Raw genomic sequence first — 18362 nt, forward strand, 5'->3', positions numbered from 1 at the left:
CCCCCGCTTCAGAGGTGTGTGCCTGGGTCAGTGCCTGGCGCCCGGGCGGCGCGTCAGTGCATGACGGCCATGGCGAGCGCGCGGCGGGCGCGCATCGACACGCGCTCGGCGCGGCGCTGCATCCGCCGGGCGGCGACCAGGCGCACGGCCTGGCGTTCCGCGTCGACTTCGCGCAGGCGGTCGTGCATATGAGCACGGGCCAGGGCTTCTGGAATGAGTTGCATGGCTCGGGTCCTGTTCTGACGCGAGCGGTTCGCGCCACTGATCGAAACGTTTGGGGTCGCGGAGCCGGAGGGCTCGAAGGCGGACGAGGTCATCGGGGCCTGCTTCTGGGGATCGTGCGTGAGGGGGCGGTCGACGGTTCCGGTGGCGTTCATGCCGCGACCGGGTTCTTGCGCGGGCGGCCGCGAGGCCGCTTGCGGGCGACGACCACGCCCTGGACGAAGAGCTCGCCACCCCAGACGCCCCAGGGCTCGCGGCGCTCCTTGGCGCCTTCGAGGCAGGCCGCCATGAGCGGGCAGGTCCGGCAGAGCGACTTGGCGTACTCGACGTCCGCCGGGGACTCGGCGAAGAAGACCTCGGGGTCGTACGAGCGGCAGGGGACGGGGACGCCGAGGTTCTCGATGGCGTCGTCGAGCGCGGTGAGCGCGGTGAGGGGGGTGACGGGGGTCAAGGCGGAGTCCTCCGTGAGGCCGGGCGGGGGGATCGTTTCGGAAGGCGGTACGGACGGGGCGTGCGCTTCGAGTTGCACGGGTGTTCTTCCTCGTCTGTTCGTTCCGGCCTGTTGGGCCGGGGTTTCGGCTGGTACCGGGTTCTGCTGGTCCCGAGGCCCCCTCGCTCCGTCAGCCCCGTTCGGGGACAAACAGAAGGGCCGCGGATCCCTGATGGGGTTCCGCGGCCCTGAAGGCGCCGGCCTGATCGTCGATCAGGCTGGATCACTCCAGGGTTCGAGCCCACGGAAGGCCCACATCGTGTGGTGCTGCGTCGTCTGCTGCTCAATACCGGCACCGGTTGCGGCGGCCGCAAAGCCATAGGCCATGGCCTGGGCCTTGCCCACCACTCCTGCTTCCAGTGCCTTGGTCGGTCGCTCATTGCGCTCAAGGCGATCCATCAGGAGACCGGACATGCCGAGAGGCAGGCCGGCGCCGGACAGACCACTGCCCCGGAGAGCGGAGGGCGCGACGACGGAGAGGCCGAGCGAGCAGGCGGAGACGACCGAGCGATCGGTCATTTTGGCGGTGCTGGTCTTGACGTTCTTGATGCTGCTGATCACTGGAATCGCCTCCTCTCGGCGTCTCGGAGGGCTCGGTGTGAGCCGGACCCTCATGTTCATTTGGACAAGTACAGCACGAAGGCAGGGCTTCGAAGAAGCCGCTGTTTCCGTGGTTAAGAACCTATGGGGCTTGACGGGGCGGGCGCAAACTATTTTTCCGACGAGTTTTCCTCAGACCCCGTCGTCGCTTCCTCCACGCACCTCACCTGCACAGATGGCGAGGACGTCGGCGCCGAAGCGGTTCAGCTTGCGGACGCCCACGCCGGAGATCGCGGCGAGCTCCCCGTCGGAGTCCGGCACGCGCTCGGCGATCGCCATGAGCGTCTTGTCGGTGAACACGCAATAGGGCGGCTGGCCCAGCTCCCGGGCCTGCTCCGCGCGCCACTCGCGCAGGCGCTCGTACAGGCCCTCGTCCATGTCCGAGGGGCAGTCCTCGCAGCGCATCAGCTTCATCTCGCCGGCCTCGGTGAGCGTGGTGCCGCAGACGCGGCAGCGCACCGGTCCGCGCTGCCGTCGCCGCCCGGCGACGGCGCCCCGCTCGATGCCCGACCCCGCGCCGCCGCCCGTGGCGACCGTGCCGAGGGACCCGGACCCGGGGCGCAGGCCCTTCAGGAAGCGGGAGGGGCGCCGGGAGGGCCGGCCGCCCGGGGAGCGGGAGAGGGCCCAGGACAGCGACAGGTGCACGCGGGCCCGGGTGACGCCCACGTAGAGCAGGCGCCGCTCCTCCTCGATCTGCTCGTCCGTCTTGGCGTAGGTGATCGGCATCATGCCCTCGGTGAGGCCGACGAGGAAGACGGCGTCCCACTCCAGGCCCTTGGCCGCGTGCAGGGAGGCGAGCGTGACGCCCTGGACGGTGGGCGCGTGCTGGGCGGCGGCCCGCTCGTCGAGCTCGGCGACCAGGTCGGAGAGGGTCGCGCCCGACTTGGCCCGGGCGAAGTCCTCGGCGAGCCGGACCAGGGCGGCGAGGGACTCCCAGCGGTCCCGCACGGCGCCGGAGCCGGCCGGCGGCTCGCCGGTCCAGCCCTGCCCGGAGAGCACGGCCCTCACCTGGGCCGGCAGGTCCTCGGCGCCGTCGAGGAGGGAGTCGTTCGCGCCGAAGCGTGCCGCACCGCGCAGGGCCGCGCCCGCCTCGCGCACCTCCCGCCGCTCGAAGAAGCGCTCGGCGCCGCGCAGCTGGTAGGGCACGCCGGCGTCGGCGAGGGCCTGCTCGTAGACCTCGGACTGGGCGTTGATCCGGTAGAGCACGGCGATCTCGCCGGCCGGGACGCCGGCGGCGATCAGATCGCGGATGCGGCGGGCGGTGCCCTCGGCCTCGGCGGGCTCGTCGCCGTATTCGGTGTAGCGGGGCTCGGGGCCGGGGTCGCGCTGGGAGACCAGTTCCAGGCGGTGCTCGGCGGCCCGGCCGCTCGCCTGGCTGAGCAGTCCGTTGGCCAGGTGGACGACCTGGGGGGTGGACCGGTAGTCCCGGATCAGCTTGATCACGGTCGCGTTGGCGTGGCGGGTGCGGAAGTTCAGCAGGTGGTCGGGGGTGGCGCCGGTGAACGAGTAGATCGTCTGGCTGGCGTCGCCGACCACGCACAGGCTGTCGCGCTCCCCGAGCCAGAGGTCGAGCAGCCGCTGCTGGAGCGGCGAGACGTCCTGGTACTCGTCCACCACGAAGTGCTGGTACTGCCGGCGGATCTGGTCCGCGATGTCGTGCCGGTCCTGCAGGATGCCGACCGTGAGGAGCAGCACGTCCTCGAAGTCGATCACGTCGCGGTCGCGCTTGAGCTGCTCGTACATCGCGTAGATCTGGCTGATCTCGGCCGGATCGCGCGGGGCGTCGCGCAGGGCCTTGGCGACGGCGGCCGGATAGTCGGCGGGAACGGTCTGGGTGACCTTGGCCCATTCGATCTCGCTCGTGACGTCCCGCAGCTCGTTCCGGTCGAGCCGGACCCGGCAGCGCGCGGCGGCGTCGGCGACCAGCTGGACCTTCCGCTCCAGGAGTCGCGGCAGTTCGCCGCCGATCGCTTTCGGCCAGAAGTACTGCAGCTGGCGAAGGGCGGCGGAGTGGAACGTGCGGGCCTGCACACCGCCCGCGCCGAGCTGCCTGAGCCGGCCCCGCATCTCGCCGGCGGCGCGGTTGGTGAACGTGACGGCGAGCACACTGGAGGGCACCAGGACACCCGCCCGCACCCCGTAGGCGATGCGGTGGGTCAGGGCCCGGGTCTTGCCCGTACCGGCTCCGGCGAGGACGCACACCGGGCCGTGCAGGGCCAGGGCGACCTCGCGCTGCTCCGGGTCGAGCCCGTCGAGCACCGCGTCGGCCGTCTCCGGGACCTGCGGGAAGAGAGTGGAGTGCGTTGCTGCTGTCACCCCGCCATGCTGCCAGGTCCGCGGGCGGGGTGCGGAGCGTTGTCCACAGGGGGGAGAGCATGGTCATACGAATTCCGGGAATGGCCGGTAGAGGACGTACGTTCTTCTTCTCGGCACCGACCCCGAGCATTCGCGAGACAAGAGGAGCGCCTGGCCATGCAGGGCACTGTGACGATGTACAGCACCACGTGGTGCGGCTACTGCCGCCGGCTGAAGAGCCAGCTGGACCGCGAGGGCATCGCGTACACGGAGATCAACATCGAGCAGGACCCGGAGTCGGCGAACTTCGTCGAGAAGGTCAACGACGGGAACCAGACCGTTCCGACCGTCCGCGTCGTCCCGACGGCCGGCGGCGACGAGGTCGTCATGACCAACCCGAGCCTGGCCCAGGTCAAGCAGGCCCTCGCCGCCTGACCCGACGCCCCGCGCGCTGACTGAAAACAGCCCCCTCCCGCCAGGCCGGGAGGGGGCTGTTCCGCTTCCGCTTTCCAATGGTCGACGCTTCCGCCTTCCGATCCGCCTCCGCTTACGGATCCGCTTACCGATCCGCTTCCGCTGACGGATCCGCTTCCGCCGTCACCCGCCACGCCGCCGGGGCGACCGGCAGCGGGCGAACGAACAGCGGCCGGCGGCCGGCGGGCGACCGACAACGGGTACGGCTCAGACCACGTCCCCGGGCTTCGGCAGCGGCTTGCCGTACCAGAGCTCGATCAGCCGGGACGCGATCGAGATGCCGTACGGCGGCAGCACCTCGCCCGACTCGAAGCCCGCGGCCAGGTCCTCGCGGGAGAACCAGCGCGCCTCGTGGATCTCCTCACCGTCCACGTTTATCTCCGAGGAGGTGGCCTTGGCGAAGAAGCCCAGCATCAGGCTGGACGGGAACGGCCAGGGCTGGCTGGCCACGTACTCGACCTCGCCGATCGTGACGCCCGCCTCCTCGAAGACCTCGCGCACCACCGACTGCTCGATGGACTCGCCCGGCTCCACGAAGCCCGCCAGCGTCGAGAAGCGGCCCTCGGGCCAGTGCACCTGGCGCCCCAGCAGCGCACGGTCCTGGTCGTCGGTGACCAGCATGATCACCGCGGGGTCGGTGCGCGGGTAGTGCTCGGCGCCGCAGGCCTGGCAGCGCCGGATGTGCCCGGCCGCCGCGACCACCGTGCGCTCGCCGCAGCGGGAGCAGAAGCGGTGCAGCCGCTGCCAGTTCTCCAGGGCCACCGCGTGCACCATCAGGCCGGCGTCGCGCGGCGACAGCAGCAGCCCCGCCTCGCGCAGCCCGGCGGGGCGGGCGGACTGGTCCATGCGCCCCGGCAGGCTGTCCTTCTGCAGCGCGAAGTACGAGACGCCCTCGGCGTCCGTGCCCAGGAAGTAGCGGTGCGTCTCGGTGACCGGGGCCTCGAAGGCCGGGGTCGTCACCAGCTCCGTACGCCCGTCCGGCGTGTCGTCGATCAGCACCTGGCCGCCCGAGACCACGAAGACCCGGGTCGTCGGGTGACTCCAGGCGGCCGCGAGCCACGCCTCGTCGAGGCGGTGATGGGCGGCGCGGTCGATGCCGCTCGGGGCGGTGAGCGAGATCGGCCGGTCCGCGGACGCGTTGTTCATGGTGCTCACAGGTGCTTCCAACTCCCCCGGATCGGTGTCAGTGGGTTCGACGTTCGGCGTGCGGCGGCATGGGGTGACGTGCGGCTCAGCGTCCGGCGTCGGTGAGGGCGGCAGGCAGGTCGCCCCACAGATGAGCGGTCGTCTCGACGCCCTTCATGAGGAGATCCAGCTCGATCTTCTCGTTCGGGGCGTGCCAGCCGTCGGAGGGGACCGAGATGCCGAGGAACAGCACCGGCGCGCCGAGGACGTCCTGGAGGTCGGCGGCCGGTCCCGAGCCGCCCTCGCGGGTGTAGCGGATCTTGGCGCCGTCGAACGCGCGGCTCATCGCGCCGGCCACCGCCTTGAGGGCCGGGTGGTCGAGCGGAGTGAGGCACGGCCGGGTCGGGGCGCCGAAGACGAGCTCGTAGCGGACGCCCGCCGGGACCAGTCCGGCGAGCCACGCGCGGACGGCGGCCTCGATGCGGTCGGGGTCCTGCCCCGCGACGAGCCGGAAGGACAGCTTCAGGTGGGCGGAGGCGGGGACGATCGTCTTGCCGCCGGGGCCCTGGTAGCCGCCGCCGATGCCGTTGACCTCGGCCGTCGGGCGGGCCCAGACGCGCTCCAGGGTGGAGAAGCCGGCCTCGCCGAGGGTGCCGTGGGACTTGGCGGTGGACAGCCAGCCGCTCTCGTCGAAGGGCAGCTCGGCGATGAGCGCCCGCTCGGCGTCGGAGAGCTCGGTGACGCCCTCGTAGAAACCGGGGATCGCGACCCGCTCGTCGGCGTCGTGGAGGGCGGCGACGATCCGGCCGGCGACGGTGGCCGGGTTCGGCACGGCGCCGCCGAAGGAACCGGAGTGGATGTCCTGGTCGGGGCCGAACAGGTCGATCTCGCAGTCGGCGACCCCACGCATGCCGGTGCACACGGTCGGGGTGGTCTCGGACCACATGCCGGTGTCGGAGACGATCACCACGTCGGCGGCCAGCCGGTCGGCGTGCTTCTCCACGAGCTCGCGGAAGTGCGGCGAACCCGACTCCTCCTCGCCCTCCACCACCAGCTTCAGGTGGACGGCGGGCGCGGTCCGGCCGGTCGCGGCGAGGTGGGCGCGGACGCCGAGCGTGTGGAAGAACACCTGGCCCTTGTCGTCGGCGGCGCCCCGCGCGTACATCCGGCCGTCGACGAGCGTCGGCTCGAACGGATCCGTGTGCCAGCCGTCCTCGCGGGCGGCGGGCTGCACGTCGTGATGGCCGTAGACGAGCACGGTCGGCGCGCCCGGCTCGTCCGAGGGCCACTCGGCGAACACGGCCGGGGCGCCGTCGGTCTCCCACACCTCGACGGTCGCGAAACCGGTGTCCGTCAGCTTGGCGGCGAGCCACTCGGCACTGCGCCGCACGTCCCCGGCCCGGTCGGGCTGCGCCGACACGGAGGGGATCCGCAGCCACTCGACGAGGTCGCCGAGGAAGGCGGATCGGTGCTGCTCGATGTACGTGCGTACGGCGTGGACGGCGTTGTCCGGGGTCTCGCTCATGGCTCCGAGCCTATCCGGCGCCGGAAGCCGGTCCGTCCTCGGCTTCCTCGGCCGGTCCACCGCGCAGCAGAGCCTCCAGTTCCCGCCGGCCCGGCAGCCGGGCCGGCCGGACCACCTCCCCCGTCCGTACGTACACGAACGCCGCGGCCACCTCCTCCGGGTCGAGGCCGTGCTGCTCGGCCCAGGCGAGGCGGTAGATCGCCAGCTGCAACGGATCCGCGTTGCGCAGGTGGCTGGTCTTCCAGTCGACGATCTCGTACGCGCCGGTGTCCGGGTCCCGGTAGACGGCGTCGATCCGGCCCCTGACCACCCGGCCCGCGAGGGACAGATGCACGGGGATCTCCACCCGGTACGGCGTGCGACGGGCGTACGGCGTGCGGTCGAAGGCCTCCTTGAGCGTCTCCAGGTCCCGCTCGTCGAGGATCTCCGGCTCGCCCGCGAACTCCTCGCTGCCGGGCAGCTCGTCCGGGCCGAGCAGGGGGAGCGGCAGCTCCTCGAACCGCGACTCCACCCACGCGTGGAACCGCGTCCCGCGCCGAGCCGCCGGCTGCGGCGGCTTCGGCATCGGCCGGGCCAGCTCCTTGGCGAAGCCGTCGGGGTCGGCGGCGAGGCGCAGCACCTGGGAGGCCGAGAGGTAGGCGGGGAGGAGGACGTCCCGGGTGGTGGCGCGGGTGCGGTGGAGTTCCGTGGTGAGGGCGGTGAGGTCGCGGTCCCAGGAGGCGATGGTCCTGGCGTCCTCCGGGGAGGGGGCGCGCGGTTCCTCGCGCGGGGCGGGGACGTTCGCGTGCGGTGCCTCTTCCAGGTCCTCCGGGAGCCAGAGGTCGTCCTCGGCCGGGGTCGTGGGGGCCTGCGGCGCCGCCGTGGGGCCGTGGGTGGTCCTTCCGCCCTGCGGAACGATCGCCCACAGCCGGGTCAGGACGTCGTCCGCCGCCTGCCGCCGTCGCTCCAGGCTCTCCTTGTCCAGGGGCAGCGGCCACGCCTGGTCCGCCAGGTCCGCGGCCAGGAGGGGATTCGTGTCGCCCTCCTCCGGTTCGTCCGCCCACGCCTCGATCTCGCCGTGGCCGGAGGCGCAGTGCTCGTAGAGGGCGTGGAGGAAGTCCGAGGGGCCCCGGGGCTTCTTCTGGGAGGGTCCCCACCAGTGGGCGGAGCCCAGGAGGAGGGAGCGGGGGCGGGTGAAGGTCACGTAGCCGAGGCGGAGTTCCTCGGTGTGCTGGTGGTCCCGCATGCCGTTCTTGAAGGCCGTGAGGGACTTGGCGTCCCAGGTGTCGAGCTGCGGCAGCGTGGCCGCGTCGCCGCGCAGGGCGTGCGGGAGGACCTGCGGCTGCGCGGTCCAGGACTCGCGGGCGCGGGTGGACGGGAACTGGCCGGTGACCAGCCCCGGCACGGCGACGACGTCCCACTCCAGGCCCTTGGACTTGTGGGCGGTCATCACCTTGACGGTGTTCTCGCCGCCCGGGAGGGCGTTGTCGAGGCCCTTCTCGTACTGCGCGGCCGTGCGCAGGAAGCCCAGGAAGGCGAGGAGGGTGGCCTCTCCGTCGAGGGAGGCGAAGCCGGCGGCGACGTCGAGGAAGTTGCCGAGCGTCTCGCGGCGGCGGGCGGCCAGGGCGTGCGGGGAGGCGGACAGCTCGACCTCCAGGCCGGTGGTGGCGAGCACGCGGTGCAGGACGTCCATCAGCGGGTCGGCGAGCGAGGAGCGCAGGGCGCGCAGCTCGGTGGCGAGGCGGGCGAAGCGGACCCGGGCCTCGGCGGAGAAGGGCAGGCCGTCGTCGTCGCCGCCGGAGTCGAGGAAGGTGTCGAGCGCGTCGGCCAGGGAGATCACCTCGGCCGGGTCGACGCCCTCCACGGCGGCGGCGAGGCGCTGGTCGGCGTCGGCGGTCTCCTCGCCGGCGCGGTGCACGAGGAGGCGGGCGCGGCGTCCGAGGAGGGCCAGGTCGCGGGGGCCGATCCGCCAGCGGGGGCCGGTGAGGAGCCGTACGAGGGAGGCGTTGGCGCCCGGATCCTGGAGCACCTCGCAGACGGCGACGAGGTCGGCGATCTCGGGGAGGTGGAGCAGCCCGGAGAGGCCGACGACCTCGACGGGTACGTCCCTTGCGACGAGGGCGGCCTGGATCGAGGGGAAGTCGGTCGCCGTGCGGCACAGGACGGCGATCTCGCCGGGCGCGGTGCCGGTCCGTACGAGGTGGGCGAGGGAGTCGGCGAGCCAGTCGATCTCCTCCGCGTGGGTGGGGAGGAGGGCGATGCGGACGCTGCCGTCGCGCTCGGCGCCCGGCGCGGGGCGCAGCGCCTCCACGCCCGCGTGCATGGCGCGCAGGGGTGCGGCGAGGCCGTTGGCGAGGTCGAGGAGGCGGCCGCCGCTGCGCCGGTTCTCGGAGAGGGCGAAGCGGGTGGCGGGGCGCCCGTCCTCGTACGGGAAGTGTTCGGGGAAGTCGTCGAGGTTGGCGACGGAGGCGCCGCGCCAGCCGTAGATGGCCTGGCAGGGGTCGCCGACGGCGGTGACGGCGTGCCCGGTGCCCTGCCCGAAGAGACCGGAGAGGAGCAGGCGCTGGGCGACCGAGGTGTCCTGGTACTCGTCGAGGAGGACGACCCGGAACTCGTCCCTGAGGATCGCGCCGACCTCGGGCCGGGTGGTGGCGAGCTCGGCGGAGAGGGCGATCTGGTCGCCGAAGTCGAGCAGGTCGCGGGAGCGCTTGGCCGCGCGGTAGCGGACGACGAGGTCGAGGAGCTCGCGCCGTGCGGCGCCGGTCTCGGGGAGTTTGCGCAGGTCGGCGTTGGTGAGCTTGGCGCCGGCGAGCTCGGCGAGCAGCTCGGTGTCGTACCCGAGCAGGCGCTCGGGGCGTACGAGGTGCTCGGCGAGCTCGGCGTCGAGGGCGAGCAGGTCGCCGACGAGGGTCGGGAAGGAGCGGGTGAGCGCGGGGTACGGGCCCGGGGACTCGCGCAGGACGCGCGCGGCGAGCTGGTACCGGGTGGCGTCGGCGAGCAGCCGCGCGGTGGGCTCCAGGCCGATGCGCAGGCCGTGGTCGGTGAGGAGCTGGCCGGCGAAGGCGTGGTACGTCGAGATGCGGGGCTCGCCCGGAGGGTTGTCCGGGTCGATGACGTCGGGGTCGGTGACGCCGGCCCGGACGAGGGCGGTGCGGACGCGCTCGGCGAGCTCGCCGGCGGCCTTGTTGGTGAAGGTGAGACCGAGGACCTGCTCGGGCGCGACCTGGCCCGTGCCGACCAGCCAGACAACCCGGGCGGCCATCACCGTCGTCTTGCCGGAGCCGGCTCCGGCCACGATGACCTGCGGGGCGGGCGGCGCGGTGATGCAGGCCGTCTGCTCCGGGGTGAACGGGATGCCGAGCAGCTCCTTGAGCTGCTCGGGGTCGGTGATGCGTGCGGTCACCCGAAAGAGGCTAACGGGACCGACCGACAGTCCCGTCCCTTCGCGACGTCCGTCACACCGCCCGTCAGGCGGGGCTGCCCTGGTCCAGCTTGGTCAGGTCGACGGTCTCGTCCGCGGGCGGGACGACGACCTTGACGGGCTTGTCGTAGTCGGAGAGGACGACGGTGCCGGGCTCGGTGCCGCCTGTCTTGACCATCTTGAGGATGTAGGGCTTGCCGCGCTGGGAGACGGACACGGTGGTGGTCTCGCCACCCGGCTTCCGCTTTACGAGGGTGGCGACGGGGGTGCCCTTCACCTCGGCGTCGGGGCCGCGGACCAGGCCGGTGCGCGCGGCCTTGTCCTCGCCGAGGTCGGCGAGGAGCGCCTTCAGGTCGCAGACGCCGCCGAGGTCACCGCTGCCGGCCTGGCCGGGGGCGATCTTGAGCCAGCGGCCCTTGAGGAGCTCGATGGTCGCCTCGATCTGCGGGGCGGGCATGCCCTGGGAGGTCATGGAGGCCCGCCAGAACTTCTCGTCGCCCTTCATGTACGTGACCCCGCCGGTCTGGCGGAGCTCGGCCGCGCCGCCCTGGAGCCGGAGCACGCCGGTGCACTGGTTCCGGTCGTTCACGGCGAAGTCGATGCCCAGGGGCTGCCCGCCGGTGGTGACCCGGCCGGCCATGCGCACCGAGGTCGCGGACCGGGTGGCGGTGACGGCCTTGTCGCCGATCTCGTCGGCGGTCAGGCCCTTGAAGGGGTCGGGGGAAGGGCTCGGCGCGCGCACGGCGGTGGGATGATGCGCGGCCGGCGGGGCCTGGGCCTGGGCAAGGGGGGCGGGCGCGGCGCCGGCGATCAGGACGGTGACGACGGCGGTGGCGACACGGAGCTTGGTGGTGCGGTACACCATGCGAGCCTCCTCGCGGACTCTCCCCGAGTCCTCCGGGCTCCCCCGGTTTCTCCAGAGTGCCGGAGCGGGCCGGTCGTCGCGACTCCGCGCGGGCGGCGGGACCCCGTCAGTCCACGATGTGACGCCCCTCCGGGCGGGCGCTGCACGAGGCGCGGAAGGTGCAGGTCGTGCAGTGCTGACCGGTGGTCGGGGTGAAGCGCTCGTCGAGGACGCGGCCGGCGGCGGTGGCGAGGAGGTCGCCGACCCACTCGCCGTCGAGCGGCTGCTGTGCCTGGACCTTGGGCAGCGCGTCGCCGCCCTCCTTCTTGGCGGCGGCCTGGCGGAGGTGGACGAGTTCGGCGCCGCCCGGTTCGGGGGTGCGGCCGCCGAAGACCTCGTCGACGGCGCCCTCGCGGACCGCGAGCTGGTAGACGGCGAGCTGCGGGTGGTGGGCGACCTCGTCCTTCGTGGGGGCGGACTTGCCGGTCTTGAAGTCGACCACGTAGGCGCGGCCCTGGTCGTCGGTCTCGACGCGGTCCATGGAGCCGCGGATGCGCACCTCGTACGGGCCGGCGCCCAGCGTCACGTCGAAGTCGTGCTCGGTGGCGGCGGCGGTCCGGCCGGCCCGGTCCATGACGTGCCAGTGCAGGAAGCGCTCCAGGGCGACCCGGGCGTTCTCCTTCTCCTGCGCGGACTTCCAGGGCGCGTCGAAGGCGAGGGCGTCCCAGACGGTGTCCAGGCGGGCCATGAGGACGTCGAGGTCGGCGGGGGTGCGGCCGGAGGCGACCTCGTCGGCGAGGACGTGGACGACGTTGCCGAAGCCCTGCGCGGCGGTGGCCGGGGCGTCGGCCTTGACCTCGCGGCCCAGGAACCACTGGAGGGCGCAGGTGTTGGCGAGCTGGTCGAGGGCGGAGCCGGAGAGCGTGACCGGGCGGTCGCGGTCGCGCAGCGGGACGGCGCTGCGGGTCGGCTCGGCGAGGCCCCACCAGCGGTCCGGGTGGGCGGAGGGGACGAGCGGGTTGCCGTCCTCGTCGGCGAGGGCGGCGAGCCGGGCGAGGCGTTCGGCGGCGGCGGCCCTCAGCTCGGGCGAGGCGTCGGGGTCGACGGTGGTGGCGCGCAGCTCGGCGACGAGGGCGGCGACGGCGAGCGGGCGCCGGGGCCGTCCGGCCACCTCCTTGGGCTCCTGGCCGAGCTCGGTGAGGAAGCGGGAGGGCTGGTCTCCGTCCTCGGCGGGAGCCTTGACGGCGGTCACGACGAGCCGGTCGCGGGCACGGGTGGCGGCGACGTAGAAGAGCCGGCGCTCCTCGGCGAGGAGGGCGCCGGGGGTGAGCGGCTCGGCGAGGCCGTCGCGGCCGATGCGGTCGGCCTCCAGGAGGGAGCCGCGGCGGCGCAGGTCGGGCCACAGTCCCTCCTGTACGCCGGCGACGACGACGAGGCTCCATTCGAGGCCCTTGGAGCGGTGCGCCGTCATGAGGCGGACGGCGTCGGGGCGGGTGTGCCGGCGGGTGAGGGTGTCGGCGGCGATGTCCTGGGCGTCGAGCTCCTCGAGGAAGTTGAGCGCGCCGCGGCCGCCGACCCGGTCCTCGGCGCGGGCGGCCGTCTCGAAGAGGGCGCACACGGCGTCGAGGTCCCGGTCGGCGTTGCGGCCGGCCGGGCCGCCGCGCAGGGAGGCGCGCTCCAGGCGGCCGGGCCAGGGCGTGCCGTTCCAGAGCAGCCACAGCGCCTCTTCGGCGGTGCCGCCGGCGGCCAGCCTGTTCCGCGCGGACCGCAGCAGCTCGCCGAGGCGCTTCGCGCCGCGCGCGTACGTCTGGTCGTGCGCGACGAGCCGCTCGGGTTCGGCGAGCGCGCGGGCGAGCAGCACGTCGGACGGGGGCGGCACCTTGTTCCCGCCGGCCCGCTCCTCGTCGCGCAGTGCCCGCCCGAGCCGGCGCAGGTCGGCGGGATCCATCCCGGCGAGCGGCGAGGCGAGCAGCGCGACGGCGGTCTCGACGTCGAGCCACCCGGCCCCGGCGTCGACTCGGGCCACGCCCGGGTCCTCGCCGGGGGCGTCGACGCCGGCCGGGGCTTCGGCGGGGGCATCGACGACGACCAGGGCCTCGCCGAGGGCATCGACGACGACCGGAGCCTCGCCGAGGGCATCGACGACGACCGGAGCCTCGCCGAGGGCATCGACGACGACCGGAGCCTCGGCCGTGGCAGCCGCGAGGGCCGGGGCCTCGGCGCCTCCGCCGGAGTCCTGTCCCTCCCCCGCCGCGACGGCGAGGTCCGCGCCGTCGGCACCGCCGGCCGCCTCGGCTGCGTCGTCCCTCCCGGCAAGGCCGGCCGCCTCGGCTGCGTCCTCCGCCTCGGCGAAGCGCGCGAAGTCGTCCCCCTCGGCACCGCCCGCCGGCTCGGCGGTGCGTCCCGCCTCGGCGAGCCCCGCCCCCACAGCGGCGGCCTCCGCGTCCCCGCCCGCCGCCGGCCCCGCCGCGGCCTCGCCGCCCGCCGCCGCGCGCAGGGCGAGGAGCAGCGGGGCGACGGCCGGCTCGTGGCGGAGCGGGGTGTCGGCGGCGTCCGTCTCCACCGGGACGCCCGCGGAGGTGAGGGCGCGGCGGAGGGCCGGCAGGTGGGCGGCGGCGCGGGTGAGGACGCCCATCTCGTGCCAGGGGACGCCGTCCTCCAGGTGGGCGCGGCGGAGCAGGTCGGCGATGTTGTCGGTCTCGGTGGAGGCGGTGGGGTACGTGTAGACCTCCGCCCGGCCCCCGCCCCGGACCGCGGCGAGCTCGCGGTGGGCCCGTGCCTTGTCTGCGGGAAGCCGGGGCAGCGGCATGCGCTGGGTCACCAGCCGGGTGGCGGCCAGCAGCGCCGCGCCGGAGCGGCGCGAGGTGCCGAGGACGCGGACGCCGCCCCCGAAGGCGGCCGGGAAGTCGAGGATGCCGTTCACGTCGGCGCCGCGGAAGGCGTAGATCGACTGGTCGGGGTCGCCGAAGGCGACCACCGAGGGCGCGGTCAGTCCGCGCAGGAGCCGGACCTGCGCGGGGTCGGTGTCCTGGTATTCGTCGACGAAGATCGCGTCGTAGGCGGGCAGCGTGCCGGGCGCGGCGGACTCCACGAGCAGGACCGCACGGTGGACGAGCTCGGTGTAGTCGAGGACGCCCTGGAGGTCCATGACGTCGAGGTACTCGGCGAGGAAGCCGGCCGCGGCCCGCCAGTCGGGGCGGCCGACCCGGCGGGCGAAGGCGTCCAGGGCGCGCGGCCCGAGGCCCAGCTCCCGGGAGCGCGCGATCACCGCGCGTACCTCGTCCGCGAAGCCCCGGGTGGTGAGGCAGGCGCGCAGTTCGTCGGGCCAGCGGAGCCGGCCGAGGCCGAGCTTCTCCAGGTCGATGTGGCCGGCGAGGAGCTCGCGGACGGCCAGGTCCTGCTCGGGGCCGGACAGCAGCCGGAGGGGCTCGGCGAAGAGGTCGGCGTCCTGGTGGGCGCGGACGAGGGCGTAGCAGTACGAGTGGAAGGTGGTGGCCTGCGGGGGCCGCCGGCCGCCGAGCCGGGCCGCCATCCGGTCGCGGAGTTCCACGGCGGCCTTGCGGCTGAAGGTGAGGACGAGGATCCGCTCGGGGTCGGCGCCCTGTTCCATGCGGGCCGCGACGGCCTCGACCAGCGTCGTCGTCTTGCCGGTGCCGGGCCCGGCGAGGACCAGAAGTGGTCCTTCCCCGTGCTCAACCACCGCCCGCTGCGCTGCGTCCAGCACAGGGGGCCGTACCGGCGCCGGGACGGCCCGCACCAGCCGGTACGCGCCGGGGCCCCGCGTATGCCGAAGGGTCGAGGAGGAAGTCACGTGGGTCGCCGGTCCTGCTGGTGGGTGTGCGGGGTTCACAGGCCGCTCGGGTCGCTCGCGCCGCTGGGGTCGCTCGCGCCGGTCGGGCCGCTCGCGCCGCTCGGGGTGCTCCGGTGAGCGACGCGAGCTTCGACGTTACGCGATCCCGTCCGCGTCCCTCACGTGTCGCGCCGTCAGGCGTGGCACCGGGAACCGCCGCGGCCTCACCCGTCGCTGCCGTCCCACCGGGCGCGCCGCATGTCCAGCTTGACCGGGCCGCCCTTCGGCTCCCGCAGTGGCGTGCCCTCCGCCCGGTAGTGACCGAGCGCACGGTGCTCGTGGCCGGGCAGCGGCACCCCGTCCGCCCGCACCACGCGCCACCAGGGCACCGAGCTGCCGTACAGGGCCATGACCCGGCCGACCTGGCGGGGTCCGCCCTCGCCGAGCCACTCGGCGACGTCGCCGTAGGTCATCACCCGCCCGGGCGGGATCTCCTCGGCGACCTGAAGGACCCGTTCCGCATACTCGGGCAGCTCGGGCAGCTCCTGGTTCTCCATTCGGCCCATCCTGCCGCACCGCACCGACAACCCCCTGATGCCTCCGTACGGCCCCTTCTCGTGCCACCATCGTGCGGGCGGTGACTGGTGATACGAGATCAAGAACACGAGACGACGACGGCAACGACGGCAACGGCGGCCACGACGGCAGCGCCGGCGACGACGACGGAACGGCACGCAGAGACGGACATGGTGATGGCGCAGGACAGCCCGCCCGAGCGCGCGCCCGAGCGCGTATCCGGCGACGAGCCGCTGCTCGCTGCCCGCGTGCACCGGCCGTCCGACCTGATGCGGCTGCTCATCGGCGTCCTCGCGATCGCCCTGGTCCTCGCCATCGCCGCCTTCGCCCACGGCACGACCTCCGGTCTCGAGCAGGACATCAACAAGGGCGCCGGCGGCGCCCCGGACGTCTTCGTCAAGATCGCCGGTCTGGTGTCGTCCATCGCGGTCCTGCTGGTCCCGGTGGCGTTCGCCATCGAGCGGCTGGTCAAGCGTGACGGGCTGCGGATCGCCGACGGCGTGCTCGCGGCCGTCCTGGCGCACGGCGTGACCCTCGCCACGGACCTGTGGGTGGCGAAGGCGGCGCCCGGCACCATCCAGGACGCGCTGACCCAGCCGCAGTCCGGCGGCGGACTCACCGACCCTGTGCACAACTACCTGGCGCCTGTGATCGCGTACATGACAGCCGTCGGCATGGCCCGGAGACCGCGCTGGCGCGTGGTGCTCTGGGTGGTGCTGCTGCTGGACGCGTTCACGATGCTGGTCGCCGGGTACACCACCGCCTTCTCGATCATCCTCACCGTACTGATCGGCTGGACCGTGGCGTACGGCACGCTGTACGCGGTGGGCTCGCCCAACGTCCGGCCCACCGGGCAGACCCTGCTGGCGGGCCTGCGCCGGGTCGGCTTCCGGCCGGTGACGGCGCTGCGCGCCGAAGGCGTACCGGACTCGGCGGACAGCGGGGACCGGGGACGGCGCTACATCGTGACCCTGGAGGACGGGCCGCCGCTCGACGTGACGGTGGTCGACCGCGAGCAGCAGGCGCACGGCTTCTTCTACCGGGTGTGGCGGCGCATCACCCTGCGCGCCATCACCACCCGCCGCTCGATCGTCTCGCTGCGCCAGGCCCTGGAGCAGGAGGCGCTGCTCGCGTACGCGGCGATCGCGGCGGGCGCCAACGCGCCCAAGCTGATCGCCACCTCCGAGCTGGGCCCGGACGCGGTGATGCTCGTCTACGAGCACCTGGGCGGCCGGACACTGGACTCGCTGGACGACGCGGAGATCACCGACGATCTGGTGCGCAGCGCCTGGCGTCAGGTGAAGGCGCTGCAGTCGCGCCGGATCGCGCACCGGAGGCTCGCGGGGGACGCGATTCTGGTGGATCGTTCCGGCAAGGTGATCCTCACCGATCTGCGCGGCGGCGAGATCGCCGCCGGTGACCTGATCCTGCGGATGGACATCGCCCAGCTCCTCACGACGCTCGGTCTGCGGGTCGGTGCCGAGCGGGCGGTGGCGGCGGCCGTGGAGGTGCTCGGCCCGGACGCGATCGCCGCCTGTCTGCCGCTGCTCCAGCCGATCGCGCTGAGCCGGTCCACCCGCGCCGAGCTGCGCCGGCTCGCCCGCGAGCGCTCGAAGCGGGAGCGCGAAGCGGTCCTCGCGGCCTCCGAGGCGGCCAGGCAGGCCAGGGCGGAGGCGCGGGCGCAGAGCAACCTCACGGCCGACCGCAAGGCCGCGCGGGCGGAGAAACAGGCCGACCGCAAGGCCGACAAGAAGGCCGAGAAGCGGGCGCTCGACGAGGCCCTGGACGAGGCCCGCGAGGAGGACCTGCTGGCACAGATCCGCCAGCAGGTACTGCTGATCCGGCCGCAGGCGCCGGTGGAGCCGGTCCGTCTGGAGCGGATCAAGCCGCGGACGCTCGTCAGCCTCATCGCGGGTGCCGTCGCCGCGTACTTCCTGCTCTCGCAGATCTCCCGCACCCCGCTGTCGACGATCAGCGAGGCCGACTGGCGCTGGGTGGCGGCGGCCGTGGTCTTCTCGGCGCTCAGCTATGTGGCGGCGGCGATGAGCCTGCTCGGCTTCGTGCCGGAGCGGGTCGGCTTCTGGCGGACGGTGGTGGCCCAGGTGGCCGGCTCGTTCGTGAAGATCGTCGCCCCGGCCGCGGTCGGCGGAGTCGCCCTGAACACGCGCTTCCTGCAGCGGGCGGGCGTGCGCCCGGGCCTCGCCGTCGCGAGCGTCGGCGCCTCCCAGCTCTTCGGGCTCGGGGCGCACATCCTGCTCCTGCTGGCCTTCGGCTATCTGACCGGTACGGAGAAGTCGCAGTCCTTCACCCCGTCGAGGACCGTGATCGCCGGCCTGCTGACGGTCGCGGTGCTCGTGCTCGTCGTGACGGCGATCCCGTTCATGCGGAAGTTCGTGTCGACCCGGCTGCGTTCGCTCTTCGCGGGCGTGGTGCCCCGCATGCTGGACGTGCTCCAGCGGCCCATGAAGCTGGTGACCGGCATCGGCGGCATGCTGCTGCTCACCGGCGCGTTCGTGCTCTGCCTGGACGCCTCGATCCGGGCCTTCGGGACCGGCTCCACCACGCTCAGCTACGCGAGCGTGGCCGTCGTCTTCCTCGCGGGCAACGCGCTGGGCTCGGCGGCGCCGACCCCGGGCGGTGTCGGCGCGGTGGAGACCGCGCTCACCTTCGGTCTGGTGGCCGTGGGCCTCCCGATCGAGGTCGCCACCCCGGCCGTGCTGCTCTACCGGCTCCTGACGCTGTGGCTGCCGGTCCTGCCGGGCTGGATCTGCTTCAACTGGCTGACGAAGCGCGAGGCCCTCTAGGCTCCTGGGCCACCACGGGGAGGACCGGCGGCGGGGCCGAGCGAGCGACCGCCGGCCACCCACGACCGGGATGCTCGGCCCGCGGGCCGGGCAGGACGGCCGCGCGTACGGGGTGGACCGCGAAGGGGACGCAGAGCCAGGGGTTCAGGAGCGTTCAGGAGCGTCGCCGCCACCGGCGCGAGCGCGTGGCGGACCACCGAGCCGCTCCGGTGCGCCG

General features: G+C 73.8%; 12 protein-coding genes. 2 read left to right on the top strand and 10 right to left on the bottom strand.

Going from position 1 to position 18362, the window contains the following annotated elements:
* Nucleotides 1-53 precede the first annotated feature (53 nt).
* The 4 genes from AB0M16_RS04240 to AB0M16_RS04255 all read right to left on the bottom strand — a co-directional run bounded on the left by AB0M16_RS04240 (nt 54) and on the right by AB0M16_RS04255 (nt 3628).
* Nucleotides 54-377, bottom strand: coding sequence for a hypothetical protein (locus AB0M16_RS04240; protein ID WP_365338523.1), 324 nt, complete (start codon nt 375-377; stop codon nt 54-56).
* Nucleotides 374-751 (bottom strand): WhiB family transcriptional regulator, encoded by a 378-nt coding sequence (locus AB0M16_RS04245; protein ID WP_365338525.1) that lies wholly within the window; start codon nt 749-751, stop codon nt 374-376. The genes AB0M16_RS04240 and AB0M16_RS04245 overlap by 4 nt, the downstream gene beginning before the upstream one ends.
* Before the next feature lie 174 nt (nt 752-925).
* Nucleotides 926-1231: a hypothetical protein gene (locus AB0M16_RS04250; RefSeq protein WP_365338748.1), complete on the bottom strand. Its 306-nt coding sequence runs from the start codon at nt 1229-1231 to the stop codon at nt 926-928.
* 213 nt (nt 1232-1444) lie between these two features.
* A complete protein-coding gene (locus AB0M16_RS04255) occupies nt 1445-3628 on the bottom strand; it encodes an ATP-dependent DNA helicase UvrD2 (protein WP_365338527.1) in 2184 nt (727 codons plus the stop codon).
* A 156-nt stretch (nt 3629-3784) separates the two neighbouring features.
* On the opposite strand from AB0M16_RS04255, the gene AB0M16_RS04260 reads away from it, so the two are divergent.
* A complete protein-coding gene (locus AB0M16_RS04260; RefSeq protein ID WP_365338529.1) occupies nt 3785-4042 on the top strand; it encodes a mycoredoxin in 258 nt (85 codons plus the stop codon).
* 246 nt (nt 4043-4288) lie between these two features.
* Here AB0M16_RS04260 and nudC read toward each other — a convergent pair whose 3' ends face one another.
* From nudC to AB0M16_RS04290, 6 genes are all read right to left on the bottom strand, one after another.
* Complete coding sequence (gene nudC / locus AB0M16_RS04265; protein ID WP_365338531.1) at nt 4289-5236, bottom strand: NAD(+) diphosphatase; 948 nt, start codon at nt 5234-5236, stop codon at nt 4289-4291.
* A gap of 76 nt (nt 5237-5312) precedes the next feature.
* On the bottom strand, nt 5313-6731 hold the full coding sequence (locus tag AB0M16_RS04270) for a dipeptidase (RefSeq protein WP_365338533.1): 1419 nt from the start codon (nt 6729-6731) through the stop codon (nt 5313-5315).
* Nucleotides 6732-6741: 10 nt separating this feature from the next.
* Nucleotides 6742-10113, bottom strand: a complete 3372-nt coding sequence (locus AB0M16_RS04275; RefSeq protein ID WP_365338535.1) for an ATP-dependent DNA helicase — start codon at nt 10111-10113, stop codon at nt 6742-6744.
* Nucleotides 10114-10177: 64 nt separating this feature from the next.
* Nucleotides 10178-10996: a hypothetical protein gene (locus AB0M16_RS04280; protein ID WP_365338537.1), complete on the bottom strand. Its 819-nt coding sequence runs from the start codon at nt 10994-10996 to the stop codon at nt 10178-10180.
* Nucleotides 10997-11102: 106 nt separating this feature from the next.
* Entirely contained in the window at nt 11103-14732 is a 3630-nt protein-coding gene (locus AB0M16_RS04285; protein WP_365338750.1) for an ATP-dependent DNA helicase, read from the bottom strand.
* A gap of 257 nt (nt 14733-14989) precedes the next feature.
* Nucleotides 14990-15331 carry an MGMT family protein gene (locus AB0M16_RS04290; RefSeq protein ID WP_365338539.1) on the bottom strand — a complete coding sequence of 114 codons (342 nt, stop codon included), beginning with the start codon at nt 15329-15331 and terminating at the stop codon, nt 14990-14992.
* Between the two features lie 180 nt (nt 15332-15511).
* Between AB0M16_RS04290 and AB0M16_RS04295 the strand changes: the two genes are divergently transcribed.
* On the top strand, nt 15512-18145 hold the full coding sequence (locus AB0M16_RS04295) for a lysylphosphatidylglycerol synthase transmembrane domain-containing protein (protein ID WP_365338541.1): 2634 nt from the start codon (nt 15512-15514) through the stop codon (nt 18143-18145).
* Nucleotides 18146-18362 lie beyond the last annotated feature (217 nt).

The sequence above is a fragment of the Streptomyces sp. NPDC051921 genome (genome assembly GCF_040680975.1).
Classification (GTDB): Bacteria; Actinomycetota; Actinomycetes; order Streptomycetales; family Streptomycetaceae; genus Streptomyces.

What these genes read in the sequence shown, in the direction of transcription:
- AB0M16_RS04240 (WP_365338523.1), bottom strand. Translation starts at nt 377, where the DNA reads ATGAACGCCACCGGAACCGTCGACCGCCCCCTCACGCACGATCCCCAG.
- AB0M16_RS04250 (WP_365338748.1), bottom strand. Translation starts at nt 1,231, where the DNA reads ATGACCGATCGCTCGGTCGTCTCCGCCTGCTCGCTCGGCCTCTCCGTC.
- AB0M16_RS04260 (WP_365338529.1), top strand. Translation starts at nt 3,785, where the DNA reads ATGCAGGGCACTGTGACGATGTACAGCACCACGTGGTGCGGCTACTGC.
- AB0M16_RS04270 (WP_365338533.1), bottom strand. Translation starts at nt 6,731, where the DNA reads ATGAGCGAGACCCCGGACAACGCCGTCCACGCCGTACGCACGTACATC.
- AB0M16_RS04280 (WP_365338537.1), bottom strand. Translation starts at nt 10,996, where the DNA reads ATGGTGTACCGCACCACCAAGCTCCGTGTCGCCACCGCCGTCGTCACC.
- AB0M16_RS04290 (WP_365338539.1), bottom strand. Translation starts at nt 15,331, where the DNA reads ATGGGCCGAATGGAGAACCAGGAGCTGCCCGAGCTGCCCGAGTATGCG.
- AB0M16_RS04295 (WP_365338541.1), top strand. Translation starts at nt 15,512, where the DNA reads ATGGTGATGGCGCAGGACAGCCCGCCCGAGCGCGCGCCCGAGCGCGTA.